The following is a 16,288-nucleotide window of genomic DNA, read 5'->3' as shown; positions in this document are numbered from 1 at the left end:
GCATCGATTGACCGGTGGTGCCGGGCACCGGTCGTGATGTCCGGCACTGGCGGGAAATCCGTGGCCCGGGGTGGCTCTTTCACCCTCGGGCCATCGACGCTTGATGCGTCACGCAGCGCGACTCGGATGCGCCGAGCGCGTCCGGTAGTCCTTGCCGCTTGCCTTGCGCCCGGGGCTCACGCTGCAAACACAGCGAAACGAGGGTGTTCAGGCCCATCCCGGCCGAATGCGAATAGCGCGATCCACGACGATCGCAACGGCGCCCTGGCCCCCGGTTTCATGCGGGTTCGCGGGCGGTCCGGACGGGCGGCTAATGCGAGTTGTCGAACGTGAGCGCCGGCTCGTATTCTGAATGCGTCGGGCGGAACGGCATGGGCCTCCGCCGATCCACGCATGACAGGGACTCGCAATGACTGCCATTACGCAAACCATGAAGCTCAACCACCTGAGCTTCCCGTCGGCCGACACGCTGGCGACGGCCCGCTTCTTCGAGCGGCACCTCGGCTTCACGATCGCGGGAAGCTGGGAACAATCCTGGATCCTCAAGCGCCCGGGCTTCGACGTGGTGATCGATCACGTCAGCGGCGACAGGCCGGCATGGCCGGCGAATTTTCACGTCGGGTTCGAGCTGCCGAGCCTCGATGAGGTTCGCACGTTGTTCGAGCGCTTCAGGGAAGAGGGCGTCGAGATGGTGACGGACGTCTTCAACAACGGGCGCGGTTCGCGTTTCTTCTGCCGCGCGCCGGGCGGCGTGATGTTCGAACTGAACACGCGCGCGGATGCCGCGCCGGAATACCAACGCACGTTCGACGACTGACGCAGGTCAGCGTCGCACAGCGCTCGGCCGCCGGCGCGGGCCAGCCTGTCGATGACCGCGCGGGTACGCGAAGACTGGGCGAGTTTCGTCCAGTGCCGATCGTTGCAGCGCGCGACACCGCCGATCCGTACCACGCGCCATCCTCCATCCTTCATCCGCCACCCGACGCGCCGTTTGCCGCTCGGCAGGACTTCAAGAGCAAGAAACGGAGTGCCTGCCTGCATCCGGCCGCTTACATTGCCGTGATCAACCTCACTCACGGGATGTGAAAACCATGACCTTGCTCGAAGGGAAAGTCGCCATCGTCACCGGTGCGTCCAGCGGCATCGGCCGAGCGATCGCGTTGATGTTCGCGGCGCACGGCGCGTCGGTCGTACTGGGCGCGCGAAGCGAAGCTCCGCTGAATCAGGTGGCCGACGCGATCCGTCGTCAGGGCGGCCAGGCGCGCGCCTGCGCGGGCGACGTCGGGCACGCCGATACGCATCGAAGGCTCGTGGCAACGGCGCTGCGCGAGTTCGGCGGTCTCGACATCGCGATCAACAACGCCGGAACGGTCGGGCCGCTCAAACCGCTCGCCGACATGTCGCTCGACGATTGGCAGCAGACGCTGTCTACCAACCTGACGGCGGCCTTCCTGGGCGCCAGCAACCAGATTCCCGTGATGCTCGAACGCGGGGGCGGTTCGATCGTCTTCACGTCCAGCTTCGTCGGAACGAGTGTCGGGCTTCCCGGCATGGCCGCGTATGGCGCGTCCAAGGCCGGCTTGATGGGATTGGTGAAGGGCATCGCCGCGGACTACGCGGCACGCGGGATTCGGGCCAATGCACTGATGCCGGGCGGGGTGGATACCGCGATGGCGGGAGACCGTGACCAGAAGGAATGGGCGGCCGGGCTCCACGCGATGAAGCGCATCGCGCACCCCGACGAGATCGCGTCCGCGGCGCTGTTCCTGGCCAGCCCGATGGCCAGTTTCGTGACCGGCTCGGCCCTGTTCGCCGACGGCGGCAATGCGGCCGTGAAGTGACGTCCCGATGGCGCGCGCTCAACCGCCGGCGCGGGCCAGCCTGTCGATGACCGCGCGGGTGTGCGACGGCCGGGTGATTTCCGTCCAGTGCAGATGCGCGAAGGTCGGGTCGTCCCGCAGGGCGGCGAACTTGATGCGATTCCTGGCGAACGTGGTGTACGACCACAGCAGCACCGACTCCCGGGAGAACGCCATCCGCAGCGATTCGCGGTTGCCGTGCGAAAGCTCGGTGCGCATGAGCCCGCGGCTCAACGTGCGCCAGAGCACCCGGGAGAATACCGTTCGGCGTCCGAAGTTGAGCCAGACCACGTGCGTGGCTCTCGACCAGAGCACGTCGCGCACGGCGCTGTAGTTGCCGTCGGCGACCCAGCGGTTGCCGGCGGTCGCGGCCAGCACGGCGTTCTCGAACTGCGCCGGCGGCACGGCTGACCAGTCGGGGCCCCAGTAGAGTCGATCCAGCTCGATGTAAGGGCAGCCGGCTGCTGCCGCCAGCGCGCTGGAGAAAGTGGATTTCCCCGCTCCGCTGGTTCCAACGACGACGACGCGCATGGGTTTGACCGCGGTTGAATTTTGAAGCCGCGTATTGTGCCTCATGCCCCGAAGCGGCGCTGCATCCTCGATCGGTTCGACGCCGCCGGCACACCGTTCCCCAATGGTTGCCCGTGCAACGGTCACGTTTCCGAACAGCATGGCGACCGCCGTCAGCGATGCGCACGAACGCGCCGCTGAAGCGGAGGATTCGTAGAAAGCATTATCTCGTGCGTCGCTCGGCAGCCTTTAACTACGAATTCAAAGGCATCGCCGTCAAAATCGAGAATCGAAGGGCTGTCAAGCGTTTCATTGGCTCGCCGGCAATGGCAACAATCCAAATAAATATTTAATAAAGCAAGTAGTGTCCGGCGCTTTACCCCGGCTTTACCTCATCCGTCCTGCCCGACCCGCGCCACGTACGGCCTTTCCCACGCAGCACCGGCCTCTCCGACACATTCCCCCGATGCAACCTTGTCGATCCCGCTATAGCAGCCGACGAGACCATTTCAAATTTCTCACCAAACAATGATTCGATTAACGCCAATGACAGTAAAAAATAAACTGTCAGAAAATATCTTGTAATTATAAAAATGACCTTCTAGCATCCCTCTGCGGTTCGTGACATGTCTTACATCAAAGTCTGTACTTGATGCATTCCTCGAACATCACCCACTTATAACCCGGGGGATTACATGAAGAAACTGTCTCGTCTGCTGTCCATCTCCGCGATTACCGTCGCGAGTCTCAGTGCTTTTGCCCAGGCCGGCGACCCGTCGGCTACGGTCGACAAGGCACTGCAACTGATCCAGCAGAACCCGTCCGCCTTCAGTCTCGCAGCCGGCGGCGCAGCACGCACGTTGAAGTTCGCAGGGCCGCAGGCGAGCGCGCCGGCGGATGGCGATCAGTTCCAGGTGCGCGACGTGATCGTCGACCCCGACGGCACCGAGCACGTGCGTTTCGACCGCTTCTACGCGGGCCTGCCCGTGATCGGTGGCGACGTGGTCGTCCATTCGAGCAAGGGGCAGTTGAAGCAGGCGAGCGTGACCCAGCTCGCGCCGATCGATCTCGCCGGCACGATCGGCAAGGTGGGTGACCGCGCGGTCGTACGCAACGCCCCCGACATCGGCGCTGCGCGGGTCAAGCGCATCGCAGCCGCGCGTTTCAACTCGGACGTGCGCCGCGTCGATGACGCGGAACTCGTCGTGTTCGCACGCGACGTCACGCCGACGCTGGCCTACGCGGTACGCGTCTACGGCAAGGCGACCGACGTGCATGGCGACGCGGTGCTGTACTACGTCGATGCGCGCACCGGCACCGTGCTCGACGCGCAGGACCTGATCAAGACGGCCGCCGCGACCGGCACCGGCCGCTCGCTGTACTACGGCAACCTGACGCTCACCACTGACCAGACGGGCACGAACGCGTACCGGATGCTCGATCCGAGCCGCGGCTCCGGCTCGGTCTACGACGGCCGCGGGCTGACCTCGGACGACGTCGAGCGGGCGACCGACCTGCCGATCTTCACGAGCAGCACGAACGTGTGGGGCAACAATACGACCACCGACCGGCAGACGGTCGCCGCCGACATCGACTATGGTCTCGCGCTGACTTGGGACTACTACAAGACGACGCACAACCGCAACGGCATCTTCAATGACGGCCGCGGCGTGAAGAGCTACGCGCACGTGGTGTTCAACACGGGCAGCGGCACGACCGGCGCGAATGCGGCATGGCTGGATTCGCACGTGATGGTGTATGGAGACGGCCAGCCCGGCACCAGCCTGCCGAAACCGGTCGTGTCGGTGGACGTCGCCGGACACGAGATGAGTCACGGCGTGACCGAGGCCACGGCCAACCTGAACTACTCGGGCGACGCGGGCGGCCTGAACGAGTCGACGTCCGACATCTTCGGCACGCTCGTGAAGTACTACGCCAACAACCCGAACGATCCCGGCAACTACGTGATCGGTGCGCGCGTGGTGAGCGGCGGCCTGCGCAAGATGTACAAGCAGGATCTCGACGGCCGGTCGTTCAGCTGTTACCCGTCCGGCGGATTCTCGTGGTCGAATCCGCGCCACGATCCGCATTTCACGTCGGGCGTCGGCAACCGCCTGTTCTACCTGCTCGCGGAAGGCCCGACGGTGCCGTCGACCGATACCGGCCTGACGAAGGCGCAGCTGGTCTGCAACGGCGACACGACCTTCAGCGGCGTGGGTCGCGAGAAGGCCGGGAAGATCTGGTACCGGACGCTGACCGTGTACCTGAACGCCAACTCCAGCTACCCGAACGCGCGTCGTGCGTCGATCCAGGCGGCGAACGACCTGTATGGCACGAACTCGGCCGAAAGCGCCGCGGTCGCTCGCGCGTGGAGTGCGGTCGGGGTGAATTGATCGTGCCCGTGTGAGTGCGTTGAACGCCCGGCGCGCGCGTGGTGGACCCTTTGCTTCGAAGAAGGGCGAACCGGTCGAAGCCGCGCGATGCCCGGGCGAATAGAGGCCAGCCGTTGATCGACCGCCTGCGATTGCAGGCGGTCGATTTCCAGCATCCGGTTTTCATTCCACCCGCCGCCTGTCGCGCGGATCTCGTCGCGGCGCGTCACCCGTCGCGCCGTTCGTCGGAACGCACGCGTTCCGTCCAGTCGATCACCGGTTCGCTGGCGTGCCATTTGAGCGCGATATTCTCGGGCGACGTCGCAGCCCGAACCTCCGCTACCCATCCCATCCCGTCTCGTTCCGGCACTTTTTTTCCAAAAAAATATCTGTCGTGCAATCGTTTGCGCCCGGCCGCGCGGCGTTCAGTTTATTCATCACGTGCCGATATCTGGTGGGCGCGCCTGATCGACGCGGCACGGCTCCCGCCGCGTCGATCGGGCATGGCATCGGCCCATGCGACGGATAGGGGAAGAAAGGTTTTGGTGACAGTTTTCGGGTGCATCGTTCATCGGCACAACCACTGGCTGGTGTTGCTTGCCGCACTGCTGTGCGGCGGCGGCTCGTGGGTCACCGCGCGCCTGTTCCAGCGCACGGTGAACACCTCCGGCACGCAGCGGCTCGGCTGGCAGGTGCTGACGGCCATTTCGGCCGGCGTGGCGATCTGGTGCACGCACTTCATCGCGATGCTCGGCTTCGACGCCGGCGCGCCCGTGCACTTCAACCTGCCGCTCACGCTCGTGTCGCTGCTCATCGCGGTCGTGGGCAGCACGATCGGCTTCGCGCTGACGACCTGTCGCATCGTCAAGGTCGCGCCCGCGCTCGGCGGCGCGATCGTCGGCGTGGCGATCGTGCTGATGCACTACACCGGCATGCTCGCGTGGCGGGTCGAGGGGATCGTGTCGTGGGACGTCGGCTACCTGATCGCGTCGGTGGTCCTGGCGATGACGCTCGCCGCACTCGCGCTGCACGTCGCGATGCGGCCGTCGCCGCACGCCGTCAACCAGATGGCCGGCGTGCTGTCGCTCGCGATTCTCGCGTTGCATTTCACCGGAATGTCCGCGCTGCGCATCACGCCGCTGATGCTCGATGGCAACTGGACCGACATGAGCGAGCTGCGTCCGCTGGCGCTGGCGGTCGCAGGCACGTCGCTCGTGATCGTCTGCACGGGGCTCGTGAGCTACGTGATCGACAGCAACGTGCGGGCCGAATCGCTCGAACACCTGCGCCGGCTGGCGCTGAGCGACATGCTGACCGGGCTGCCCAACCGGGCCAGCTTCAACGAGCGGCTCGACCTCGAGATCGCGCTTGCGCAGGAACAACGCACGAAGCTCGCGCTGATCGGCATCGACCTGAACCGCTTCAAGGAAATCAACGACCTGCGCGGCCACCACGCCGGCGACGAGGTGCTGCGCATCCTCGCGCGCCGCATGGCGAACCTGCTGCGCGAAGGCGAATTCGTCGCCCGCATCGGCGGCGACGAATTCGCGGCGCTCTGCCGGATGGACGACGACACGCGCCTGATGGATCTGCTCGAGCGGCTCGAGCCGGCGCTCTACAAGCCGGTCAGGCTGGACGACTACGAGGTCGTGCCGGGCGCGAGCTTCGGCGTCGCCATCTACCCGGACGACGCCGCCACCAAGGCCATCCTCATCAACAACGCGGACCTCGCGATGTACCGCGCGAAGGGCAGCATCGCGCAATCGATCTGCTTCTACGAGCCGGCGATGGACCTGATCGTCCGCGCGCGCCGCAGCCTCGCCGCCGACCTGCGCCGCGCGGTGGCCGACAACCAGCTGAGCATCCACTACCAGGTGCAGACGTCGCTCGCGACCGGCGAGATCCGCGGCTACGAGGCGCTGCTGCGCTGGCAGCACGCGACGCTCGGCACGATTCCGCCCGCCGAGTTCATTCCGCTCGCCGAGGAAAACGGCGTGATCCTGGACATCGGCGCCTGGGTGCTGCGCGAGGCCTGCGCGCGGGCGGCCACGTGGGAGCCGCCCTATGCGGTCGCGGTGAACGTATCGGCCGTGCAGTTCATGCACGCGGACCTGACGGCGCTCGTGGCGGACGTGCTCGAAGCCACCCGCCTGCCGGCGTCGCGCCTGCAGCTGGAGCTGACCGAATCGACGATCTTCGCCAGCCGCGAGCGTGCGCTGGACACGCTGCGGCAGATCAAGGCGCTGGGCGTGAGCATCGCGCTCGACGATTTCGGTACCGGCTATTCGTCGCTCGACACGCTGCGCTCGTTCCCGTTCGACCGCATCAAGCTCGACCAGTCGTTCGTCGCGGACGCGGAAGCGAAACCGCAGGATCGCGCGATCATCCGCGCCGTGCTCGCGCTCGGCAAGAGCCTGGGCATTCCGATCCTGGCCGAAGGCATCGAGACGCACGACCAGCTGGCGCTGCTGGCCGACGAAGGCTGCGACGAAGCACAGGGCTTCCTGCTCGGCAGGCCCGCCCCCCTCAACGAGATCGTCGGCAGCGGGCAGATTGCGCTGACCGGCGGCGACCGCGTCCGCACGGCGGTTCCTGCGTCCGAATCGGCCGTCGCGGCCGATCTCGACCCGGACCCGCGCGGGTAACCCTCGACGCCGGACACGGCAGCCCGCCCCCGGGTTGCCGCCGGCAGGCTCACATGAAAATCCTCTACGCACGGATGGCAAGACTGGCAAGCCTCGCGGCGCCGGACCGGAACCCGGACCTGCTCGCGGCGCAATACCGGGTATTCGCCGGCCAGATCCCGGTGTCGTACCTGATCCTCATCTCGAGCACCTGGAGCCTCGCGGTCACGCACCTCGGCAGCACGCCGTGGTGGCTGTCGGTCGCGATGCCGGCCGCGATGACGCTCGCGGCGCTCGCGCGGCTGCTGCACTGGCACCGCACCCGGCTGCTGGCGCCGACGCCGGACACCGTGATGCGCGCGCTCACGGTCACGAACTGGCTGGTGATCCCGGTCGCGGTGACGTTCACCACCTGGGCGCTGCTGCTGTTCCCGTACGGCGATGCGTGGCAAAAGGCCCAGGTCGCGTTCTACATGGCGATCACGATGATCGGGTGCGTCTTCAGCCTGATGTACCTGCGGACGGCCGCGCTGAGCGTGGCCTTGATCGTCAACGTCGCGTTCATCGTGTTCTTCATCTCGACCGGCCAGCCGACGCTCGTCGCCACGGCGGTCAACATGGCCTTCGTGTCGGCGTCGCTGATCGCGGTCATCTCCGTCAACTACCGGAGCGTCCTGCGCACCGTCGACGCGCAGGACGAATCGCGTCTGCGCGAGCAGGCGCAGACGCGGCTGATGCGGATGATCGACGACATGCCGGTGGCCGTGATGACGGCCGACCCGGAGACGTTCCGCATCAACTACCTGAACGCGACGTCGCGCAACCTGCTGCGCTCGATCGAGCACCTGCTGCCGATCCGCGCGGACGACGCGCTCGGCGCGTCGATCGACTTCTTCCACCCGCATCCGCAGCACCAGCGCCGCCTGCTCGCCGATCCGGCGAACCTGCCGCATCGCGCCCGCATTCCGCTCGGGCCGGAAGTGCTCGACATCCAGGTCTCGGCCGTGCGCGACGCCCAGGGGCGCTACATCGGCCCGATGCTGTCGTGGTCGATCGTCACGCAGCAGGCCGAGGCGGAGGCGCGCATCCACCAGCTCGCGCATCACGATTCGCTCACCGGCCTGCCGAACCGCGCGACCTTCCTGGCCGAATTCGACGCGAGCCTGCGCCGCTCGGACAAGGTGCTCGCGCTGCTTTTCATCGACCTCGACGGTTTCAAGCTGATCAACGACGCGTGCGGGCATTCGGCGGGCGACGCGGTGCTGCGCCAGGTCGCGGAACGCCTGCGCGGGCAGTGCCCCGAGCCGGGGATGATGCTGGGGCGCATCGGCGGCGACGAATTCGCGGTGCTGCTGCGCGACACCGACGCGGACCGCGCGATGGGCGCGGCCGCGCGGCTCGTCGACACGCTCGTCGCCCCCTATGCGCCGTCGCCCGACCGGCCGTTCCGCATCGGTGCGTCGATCGGCTGCGTGCTGGCGCCGCATCACGGCAACGACGCCGGCGCGCTGCTCTCCCGCGCGGACATGGCGCTCTATGCGGCCAAGAAAGCCGGGAAGGGCACCTACCGGATGTTCTCGCCGGACATGGAGACGAGCGCGCAGGAGCGGGTCGCGCTCGAATCGAAGCTGCGCGTCGCGCTGGACGAGAACCAGGGGTTGTACGTGTTCTACCAGCCGATCGTCGATGTCCTCACCCGCCAGGTCACGGCGCGCGAGGCGCTGCTGCGCTGGCATCATCCGCGCGCCGGCTGGATTTCGCCGGGCTGCTTCATTCCGGTGGCCGAGCGCGGCGGCCTGATCGACCGGCTCGGCCGCTTCGTGCTCGAGCAGGCCTGCCGGGAGGCGGCGCGCTGGCCCGACGGTGCGCGCGTTGCCGTCAACGTGTCGGCGGGGCAGCTGGGCCACGGCACGATCGCGCCGACCTTCGCGGCGGCGCTGGCCGGCGCGGGCCTCGCGCCCGACCGGCTGGAAATCGAGGTGACGGAAACCGCGCTGCTGCACGACGAGGGCAAGGCCATCGCGGACCTGCGCGCACTGCGCTCGATGGGCGTGCGCGTCGCCCTCGACGACTTCGGCACCGGCTTCTCGTCGCTCGCGCATCTGCGCGCGTTCCCGTTCGACAAGATCAAGATCGACGGCAGCTTCGTGCGCGATGCGGTCACGCGCCCGGACTGTGCGGCCGTCGTGCGCACGGTGGCCGATCTCGGCAAGCGCCTCGGCGTGACGACCGTCGCGGAAGGCGTCGAGACGGAGGAGCAGCTGGCGTGCATCACCGATGCCGGCTGCCGCGAGGTGCAGGGCTTCCTGATCGGCAAGCCCGCGCCGGGCGAGCACGATGCGCCGGCCATCCGCTGGATCGAGCGGGCCGCGCTGGCGGCGCAGGCCACGGCCAGGCAGGCGTGAGCGGTGCGGGGACGGCAAAGGCCATCGACTTGGCTGGCTGAAACAATTTGTTACAAAGAGCAGATTTTGCCCCCCTTGAAGTGAGCGATGAGCACCTCTATTTCGCTTTCCGCCAGACAGTGGCACGGCTGCCCGGCAGCGACGCTTGCGTCGCCATGCCCGGCAGGCGGATTCCTTTTTCGAACCTTTAATCGCTCAGGAGATGAGAATGCAGATTCGTCCCCTCTACGACCGGGTTATCGTCAAGCGAATCGAGACGCAGCGGACGACGGCCTCGGGCATCGTGATTCCCGATTCGGCCGCGGAAAAGCCCGAGCAGGGTGAAGTCGTCGCGGTCGGCAGTGGCCGGCTGCTGCAGGATGGAACGCTTCGCGCGCTCCAGTTGAAGGCCGGTGACCAGGTTCTCTTCGGCAAATACGCGGGCCAGACCGTCAAGGTCGATGGCGAGGAACTCCTCGTCATGCGCGAGGAGGACGTCATGGGCGTCCTCGAGGCCGATACCGGCGCGTCCCGCCAGGCCGCCTGAGATCCCGGGCAGATCGCGCCCCCCACCGGGTGTTCGCGACACATCGAATCAACGACTTCTATCCAGAGCCACAAGATGAGTGCAAAAGACGTCAAATTCCACGACAGCGCCCGCGCCCGTATCGTCGACGGCGTGAACGTGCTGGCCGATGCCGTGAAGGTCACGCTCGGGCCGAAAGGTCGCAACGTGGTGATCGAGCGCAGCTTCGGCGCGCCCACCATCACGAAGGACGGCGTGTCGGTCGCGAAGGAAATCGAGCTGAAGGACCGCTTCGAAAACATGGGCGCGCAGATCGTCAAGCAGGTCGCATCGAAGACCGCCGACGTGGCCGGCGACGGCACCACCACGGCCACCGTGCTTGCGCAGGCGATCGTGCAGGAAGGCATGAAGCACGTTGCCGCCGGCATGAATCCGATGGACCTCAAGCGCGGCATCGACAAGGCCGTGGCCGCCGTGCTGGATGAACTGCGCAAACTGTCCAGGCCGATTTCCACGAACCGGGAAATCGCGCAGGTGGGTGCGATCTCGGCCAACGCCGACGAGGCGATCGGCAAGATCATCGCGGACGCCATGGAGAAAGTCGGCAAGGAAGGGGTCATCACGGTCGAGGATGGCAAGTCCCTCGAGAACGAGCTGGATGTCGTCGAAGGGATGCAGTTCGATCGCGGCTACGTCAGCCCGTACTTCATCAACGATCCGGAAAAGCAGGCGGCGTATCTGGACGACGCGCTGATCCTGTTGCACGACAAGAAGATTTCGAACGTCCGGGATCTGCTGCCGATCCTCGAGGCGGCCTCCAAGGCAGGCAAGCCGCTGCTGATCGTTGCCGAAGACGTCGATGGCGAAGCGCTGGCCACGCTCGTGGTCAACGCGATGCGGGGCATCCTCAAGGTCGTGGCCGTCAAGGCGCCCGGCTTCGGTGACCGGCGCAAGGCCATGCTCGAAGACATCGCGATCCTCACCGGCGCCACCGTCATCTCGGAAGAAACCGGCAAGCAACTGCAGAAGGCCACGCTCGAGGATCTCGGCGGCGCGAAGCGCGTCGAGGTTCGCAAGGACGACACGATCATCATCGACGGCGCGGGCGACGCGCAGCACATCGAGGCGCGCGTGAAGTCGATCCGTACGCAGATCGAGGAAACCACGAGCGACTACGATCGCGAGAAGCTGCAGGAACGCGTGGCGAAGCTGGCCGGCGGGGTGGCCGTCATCAAGGTCGGGGCCGCCACCGAAGTCGAAATGAAGGAGAAAAAGGATCGCGTCGACGATGCGCTGCATGCCACCCGCGCGGCGGTCGAGGAGGGCATCGTGCCGGGCGGCGGCGTGGCGCTCCTGCGCGCGCGTTCCACGGCGACGAGTCTGACAGGCGCCAACGGCGATCAGGATGCGGGCATTCAAATCGTGCTGCGCGCGCTCGAAGCGCCGCTGCGCGTGATCGCCGCGAATGCCGGGGATGAACCGTCGGTCGTCGTGGCGAAAGTGCTTGAAGGCAAGGGCAACTTTGGCTACAACGCGGCCACCGGTGAATATGGCGATCTTGTCGAGGCAGGTGTGGTCGATCCGACCAAGGTCACGCGCACGGCATTGCAGAACGCCGCATCGATTGCCGGGCTTATCCTGACGACGGACGCAACGGTGGCCGAAGCGCCGAAGGATCCGAAACCGGGGCAGTCGGTCGCACCTGAGTTCGAGCACTGACCTCCGGCAGCGGGGCGTGTACGCACCGGCCAACAGTCGCGGCCGGTGCGAGTCGTTTGGCGCCGCAGGCTGCCTCACTTCATGCGGCGCCCCTTTTTGCCGATGATCGACATGAAACTCGACCTTTGCATTGACTCGAAACCGCTCGACATCGAGCTTGACGACGTCGTGGCGGGACTGCTGGCTGTTCGGCTCGATTTGCCGGCAAACGCCGATCACCGGGACGCCATCACCCGTTATCTCAACGAGAAGGGGGCGCCCTGGAGCCTCGACGCGGACCACATGCGCCGACGGATTCTGCGCCGACTGATCCTCGATATCGCCGATCCGGCACTCGTGATTCGCTATCTGATGGATGAAGACTGAATCGGCCTCGCCGGTTCCAGTCGGCACGCGGCGCATGACGCGCGCTGGCATCCATCAGTTCTCCTTCTGATCCCGATTTGGCCGAGTGGATGCCAGGCAATCGCCGCTCGCTCGCCGGTTCGCCACAAAGAATCCCCGCCGGGGTGCTCGGTCTGGACTACGTCAGCCGATATCGATCGTGCGACTGGTGGGCCTGGCCGGCTCCGATTTCGGTACGGTCAACGTAAGGACGCCATTGTCGAACTTTGCCAAGGTGTGCTCAGGGTCGGCATTGTCCGGCATCGGGATCGTGCGCACGAAGCTTCCATGGGCGCGCTCCAGCCGGTAGCAACCGTTTTCTTCACTGCGCACGTCTTGCCTTTTCTCTCCGCGTAGCACGATCGCCCCATCCTCGACGCTCACCTTCAGATCCTCGCGCTCCATTCCGGGTAGTTCGGCGGTCACGCGCAGCACCGGGCCTTCATCGACGACGTCGATGCGCGGCTGGAAGCGCGACGAGCTGAAGTCGCCAAACCACCGTTCGAGCGCGCCGTGGCCGGCGAACGGGTCATGAAGGAATTCCTCCATGGCGCGCCATGGCTCTCGTGAAAACAGTCGCGAAATGTCGGGCCACGACGCACGCCCCGGCTCGCCTGTCGGCGGATTGTCCGGGCCTTCCGGATCGGACTTGCGGGTGGCCCCGCGAAGGAACCTGAACGGGTTCCACTTTTTCGGATCGGCATTCATGGCGTCCTCCGGTTGATCTCCAGTCTGTTTTGAGCCTGGCCTGGCCGTCCGGTGCGGACACGCGCGCCGTGATTCGTGTCACGGGGATCTGCGAATCCGGAGCGCGTGTCCTCACCCATACGCCCGCGTCAACTCAGGCAGCGAAGCGTCGCTGATCGTGCTCTGCGTCGACGCAGGGGCGCACGCTGCGCCTTGGCTCGTGACGCTTCAGCGGGTCTTGATTTCGATGCGTCGTGGACGTGCTTCGTCGCGGCGCGGGATGGTCAGCTTCAGCACCCCGTCCTGAAGGCTCGCCTCGATCCGGGACGCGTCGAGATCCGACGACAGCGTAAACGTGCGGGCGAAATGCGGCTCCCGAACCTCGGCATGCTGGAGCCGCAGATTGGCCGGCGTCGGTACCACGGCCTCGGCCTCGATCAGGAGGCTGCTGTCGTGAACCTTCACGTCCAGCTTGTCCTTCGTCACGCCGGGCAAATCGGCCCACAGCGTGACGCCTTGACTGTCCTCGTAGACGTCGACGGCCGGCACGAGTGTCATCCGGCGCACGGCCTGTTCGGTATCGCGACGCGCAACGCCGGACGCGTCGCGTTCCGCCAGTTGAGTAGTGTCTTTCATGATCGGCTCCTTCTCTTACTGGATAGCGATGGCGCGCGGCCGGGACGATTCGCGCTTGCCAATGCTGATCGATAGACATCCGTTTTCGTAGTGCGCCTGGACCTTGTCGGGATCGGCGGCCTCGGGCAACTCGATGACCCGCCGGAACGTTCCGGCAAAGCGCTCTTGCGCATAGGTGCGCCGCTCACCCCCGGTGTCGCGTTGTGCCGGTTTGCGTTCGCCGCCGATGGTCAGCAGCCCCTTGTCGATCGACACATCGAGCGCGGCGGGGTCGACGCCGGGCGCGAACGCGACGATCTCGATCGAATCGTCTGTCGCGCCGATATTGATCTGAGGGAACGTGCCGAAACGGCTCGCGCGAATGCTGGACGGGAAACCGCCGAAGCGTTGCGCCATCTGTTGCTGCAGGCGGTCGAACTCGCTGAAGAGGTCGGTTCCGAAATAGAGATCGCTCATGATCTTATCCTCCTGGCTTGTCGCAGCATGGAGGCGAACGGGCCTACGCGCTCCAGTTCGCCTGCCGGACTGCGTGGCAAACAAATCGAAACACGCAGCGCGCGGAATGAAGCGACCCGCGCGTCTGCCTGAGCGAAACTTAAGATAGGAAGTCTGCGGAGAATTTCAAGGGGGAAACCGCCATTTTTTGCCCTTGAAATTGTCGCGCTGGACCCTATCATCGCGGCGAATCGGTACTGCGTTGCGGAGGACGCCATGGAATTCGACACGGACTGGATCACGCTCGGCAGACACCGTATTCGGCTGCGTTCGACGAGGGGGTTTCCGACCGAGTCGATGCGCACCGTGGCGGAGGTCGTCCGGCTTGCGATCGACAACAACATGAGCGCGCGGGCGCGGCTCGTCGAGGTCGTCTGCCGGCAGGAAAAGACTTACGACGTCGTCGTTGGCACCACGATGGCGGAGGACAAGTTTTGTGCGCCGCAACTCGAAGCGGCCGTGGCGGTGGTGCTGGGCCTGTTGCCCGACCAGATCAACATCACGGTCACGCCCGTCACGCAAAAGGAGGTCGATCTGCACTTCGGCGTGTATGAGCGGATGCTGTCGGAGAAGCTGGGTACGACGTCGCCGATCCAATGATCGGCCGGGGCGGCATGGGGCGGTGCACCCACAGCACGTATCGGATGGCGAGCGCATGGGACGGGTACGTGAATTGCTGAGGCCGTATCGGGAGGCCGCCATCATGAACGACCCTGAACCGCTCGAATTCGATAAAGCCGCGCATAAGCCCACCGGCCCGAACTGGGTACGTCGGCTTGGTCCCGGCTTGATTACCGGCGCGGCCGACGACGATCCGTCGGGCATTGGTACGTATTCGCAAGCCGGCGCCCAGTTCGGATTCGAATTGCTGTGGACTCTCCTCCTGACCTACCCGCTCATGACGGCCATCCAACTGGTGAGCGCGCGGATCGGGCGCGTGACCGGCAAGGGGCTGGCGTCGAACATGCGGGCTCACTACCCGATGTGGCTGCTCTACAGCGCGGTCGTGCTGCTGATGATCGCCAACGTCATCAACATCGCCGCCGACCTGTCGGCGATGGGCGCCGCGGCCGGCTTGCTGCTCCCCGGGCCGCACCAGCTCTATGTGGTTGGGCTGGGTGGCCTGTCGGTCGTGCTTCAGGTGTTCGTTCCCTATGAACGGTACGCACGCCTTCTCAAGTGGACGGCGCTGATCCTGCTCGCTTATGTGGCGGTGGCGTTGATCGTCCCGATCCAGTGGACCGAGGTGGGCCGTGCGATCGTATGGCCGCATATCGTGCTGCAATCGGACTACCTCACGACGGTCGTCGCTGTCCTCGGCACGACCATCAGCCCGTACCTGTTCTTCTGGCAGGCCTCGCAGGAAGTCGAGGAACTGCAATCCGCGCCGCGCGAGGGGCCGCTTCGCCGCGTTCCCCGCCAGGCCCCGGCGCAACTGCGCCGAATCAGTTTCGATACCTGGCTGGGGATGGGCGTATCGAATGTCATTGCCTTCTTCATCGTGCTCACCGCGGCGGCGACGCTGCATGCGCACCACATCGAGGTCAAGACGTCGGCTGACGCCGCGCGGGCCCTTGCGCCGATCGCGGGTCGCTTCGCTTATATGCTGTTCGCGCTCGGGATCGTCGGCACCGGCCTGCTGGCGCTGCCGGTGCTCGCCGGATCGACCGCATACGCGGCGGCCGGCACATTCCGCTGGCGCAACAGCCTCGCCCTGAAGTTGACGCTCGCGCGAGAATTCTATGCGGTCATCGCATTGGCAACCGTGGGTGGCGTTGCGATCACGTTCATGCATTTCGATCCGATCCGGGCGTTGTATTGGAGCGCGGTGATCAACGGGGTAACGGCGGCTCCCATCATGGTCATCATGATGCTGATGGCTCGGAGCAAGCGGGTCATGGGTGAGTTCGCCATTGCGGGACCGCTTGCGTGGGGAGGGTGGCTTGCAACACTTGCAATGGCAATTGCAGCCGTGGGGATTTTTGTGCCGGGATGAAGTCCGGCAGGCGGCCCCGGAGTCGCCAAAAAGATCGATTGGCTCGGCGTCCTATTCCCGCATGGCGGCCCCCGATGCGTGGCGGGTGCCGGTTGG

At 65.8% G+C, this 16,288-nt stretch carries 14 protein-coding genes; 10 read left to right on the top strand and 4 right to left on the bottom strand.

The window, feature by feature from the left end; translation table 11 throughout:
- Positions 1–409 precede the first annotated feature (409 nt).
- A complete protein-coding gene (locus tag LGM56_RS12510; RefSeq protein WP_226204799.1) occupies positions 410–817 on the top strand; it encodes a VOC family protein in 408 nt (135 codons plus the stop codon).
- Between the two features lie 274 nt (positions 818–1,091).
- The gene (locus LGM56_RS12505) at positions 1,092–1,841 is read left to right on the top strand and encodes an SDR family oxidoreductase (RefSeq protein WP_226204798.1); all 750 of its coding nucleotides are present in this window, start codon (positions 1,092–1,094) and stop codon (positions 1,839–1,841) included.
- An 18-nt stretch (positions 1,842–1,859) separates the two neighbouring features.
- Here LGM56_RS12505 and LGM56_RS12500 read toward each other — a convergent pair whose 3' ends face one another.
- Positions 1,860–2,390, bottom strand: coding sequence for a toxin (locus LGM56_RS12500; protein ID WP_179254973.1), 531 nt, complete (start codon positions 2,388–2,390; stop codon positions 1,860–1,862).
- A gap of 674 nt (positions 2,391–3,064) precedes the next feature.
- Here LGM56_RS12500 and LGM56_RS12495 point away from each other — a divergent pair.
- The 6 genes from LGM56_RS12495 (at position 3,065) to LGM56_RS12470 (ending at position 12,360) form a co-directional block, all read left to right on the top strand.
- The gene (locus LGM56_RS12495; RefSeq protein WP_089498716.1) at positions 3,065–4,762 is read left to right on the top strand and encodes a M4 family metallopeptidase; all 1,698 of its coding nucleotides are present in this window, start codon (positions 3,065–3,067) and stop codon (positions 4,760–4,762) included.
- A gap of 524 nt (positions 4,763–5,286) precedes the next feature.
- Entirely contained in the window at positions 5,287–7,386 is a 2,100-nt protein-coding gene (locus tag LGM56_RS12490; RefSeq protein ID WP_226204797.1) for a putative bifunctional diguanylate cyclase/phosphodiesterase, read from the top strand.
- A gap of 53 nt (positions 7,387–7,439) precedes the next feature.
- Complete coding sequence (locus LGM56_RS12485) at positions 7,440–9,770, top strand: putative bifunctional diguanylate cyclase/phosphodiesterase (protein ID WP_226204796.1); 2,331 nt, start codon at positions 7,440–7,442, stop codon at positions 9,768–9,770.
- Positions 9,771–9,978: 208 nt separating this feature from the next.
- Entirely contained in the window at positions 9,979–10,296 is a 318-nt protein-coding gene (groES, locus tag LGM56_RS12480; protein ID WP_089430123.1) for a co-chaperone GroES, read from the top strand.
- Between the two features lie 75 nt (positions 10,297–10,371).
- Positions 10,372–11,994, top strand: a complete 1,623-nt coding sequence (gene groL / locus LGM56_RS12475; RefSeq protein ID WP_226204795.1) for a chaperonin GroEL — start codon at positions 10,372–10,374, stop codon at positions 11,992–11,994.
- A 111-nt stretch (positions 11,995–12,105) separates the two neighbouring features.
- Complete coding sequence (locus LGM56_RS12470) at positions 12,106–12,360, top strand: hypothetical protein (RefSeq protein ID WP_226204794.1); 255 nt, start codon at positions 12,106–12,108, stop codon at positions 12,358–12,360.
- A 162-nt stretch (positions 12,361–12,522) separates the two neighbouring features.
- Here LGM56_RS12470 and LGM56_RS12465 read toward each other — a convergent pair whose 3' ends face one another.
- The 3 genes from LGM56_RS12465 to LGM56_RS12455 form a co-directional block, all read right to left on the bottom strand.
- Positions 12,523–13,086: an Hsp20/alpha crystallin family protein gene (locus LGM56_RS12465; protein ID WP_226204793.1), complete on the bottom strand. Its 564-nt coding sequence runs from the start codon at positions 13,084–13,086 to the stop codon at positions 12,523–12,525.
- 207 nt (positions 13,087–13,293) lie between these two features.
- Positions 13,294–13,701 carry an Hsp20/alpha crystallin family protein gene (locus LGM56_RS12460; protein ID WP_089498711.1) on the bottom strand — a complete coding sequence of 136 codons (408 nt, stop codon included), beginning with the start codon at positions 13,699–13,701 and terminating at the stop codon, positions 13,294–13,296.
- 15 nt (positions 13,702–13,716) lie between these two features.
- On the bottom strand, positions 13,717–14,157 hold the full coding sequence (locus LGM56_RS12455; protein ID WP_226204792.1) for an Hsp20/alpha crystallin family protein: 441 nt from the start codon (positions 14,155–14,157) through the stop codon (positions 13,717–13,719).
- Positions 14,158–14,412: 255 nt separating this feature from the next.
- Between LGM56_RS12455 and LGM56_RS12450 the strand changes: the two genes are divergently transcribed.
- Both LGM56_RS12450 and LGM56_RS12445 read left to right on the top strand, forming a co-directional pair.
- On the top strand, positions 14,413–14,796 hold the full coding sequence (locus LGM56_RS12450) for a hypothetical protein (RefSeq protein WP_089429691.1): 384 nt from the start codon (positions 14,413–14,415) through the stop codon (positions 14,794–14,796).
- A gap of 103 nt (positions 14,797–14,899) precedes the next feature.
- Positions 14,900–16,192, top strand: a complete 1,293-nt coding sequence (locus LGM56_RS12445; RefSeq protein WP_226204790.1) for an NRAMP family divalent metal transporter — start codon at positions 14,900–14,902, stop codon at positions 16,190–16,192.
- The last annotated feature ends 96 nt before the right edge of the window (positions 16,193–16,288 follow it).

The sequence above is a fragment of the Burkholderia sp. AU38729 genome, assembly GCF_020419725.1.
Taxonomy (GTDB): domain Bacteria; phylum Pseudomonadota; class Gammaproteobacteria; order Burkholderiales; family Burkholderiaceae; genus Burkholderia.
This window is presented reverse-complemented; position numbering and strand designations above follow the sequence as displayed.

What these genes read in the sequence shown, in the direction of transcription:
- LGM56_RS12510 (WP_226204799.1), top strand. Translation starts at nt 410, where the DNA reads ATGACTGCCATTACGCAAACCATGAAGCTCAACCACCTGAGCTTCCCG.
- LGM56_RS12505 (WP_226204798.1), top strand. Translation starts at nt 1,092, where the DNA reads ATGACCTTGCTCGAAGGGAAAGTCGCCATCGTCACCGGTGCGTCCAGC.
- LGM56_RS12500 (WP_179254973.1), bottom strand. Translation starts at nt 2,390, where the DNA reads ATGCGCGTCGTCGTCGTTGGAACCAGCGGAGCGGGGAAATCCACTTTC.
- LGM56_RS12495 (WP_089498716.1), top strand. Translation starts at nt 3,065, where the DNA reads ATGAAGAAACTGTCTCGTCTGCTGTCCATCTCCGCGATTACCGTCGCG.
- LGM56_RS12485 (WP_226204796.1), top strand. Translation starts at nt 7,440, where the DNA reads ATGAAAATCCTCTACGCACGGATGGCAAGACTGGCAAGCCTCGCGGCG.
- groES (WP_089430123.1), top strand. Translation starts at nt 9,979, where the DNA reads ATGCAGATTCGTCCCCTCTACGACCGGGTTATCGTCAAGCGAATCGAG.
- groL (WP_226204795.1), top strand. Translation starts at nt 10,372, where the DNA reads ATGAGTGCAAAAGACGTCAAATTCCACGACAGCGCCCGCGCCCGTATC.
- LGM56_RS12470 (WP_226204794.1), top strand. Translation starts at nt 12,106, where the DNA reads ATGAAACTCGACCTTTGCATTGACTCGAAACCGCTCGACATCGAGCTT.
- LGM56_RS12465 (WP_226204793.1), bottom strand. Translation starts at nt 13,086, where the DNA reads ATGAATGCCGATCCGAAAAAGTGGAACCCGTTCAGGTTCCTTCGCGGG.
- LGM56_RS12460 (WP_089498711.1), bottom strand. Translation starts at nt 13,701, where the DNA reads ATGAAAGACACTACTCAACTGGCGGAACGCGACGCGTCCGGCGTTGCG.
- LGM56_RS12455 (WP_226204792.1), bottom strand. Translation starts at nt 14,157, where the DNA reads ATGAGCGATCTCTATTTCGGAACCGACCTCTTCAGCGAGTTCGACCGC.
- LGM56_RS12450 (WP_089429691.1), top strand. Translation starts at nt 14,413, where the DNA reads ATGGAATTCGACACGGACTGGATCACGCTCGGCAGACACCGTATTCGG.
- LGM56_RS12445 (WP_226204790.1), top strand. Translation starts at nt 14,900, where the DNA reads ATGAACGACCCTGAACCGCTCGAATTCGATAAAGCCGCGCATAAGCCC.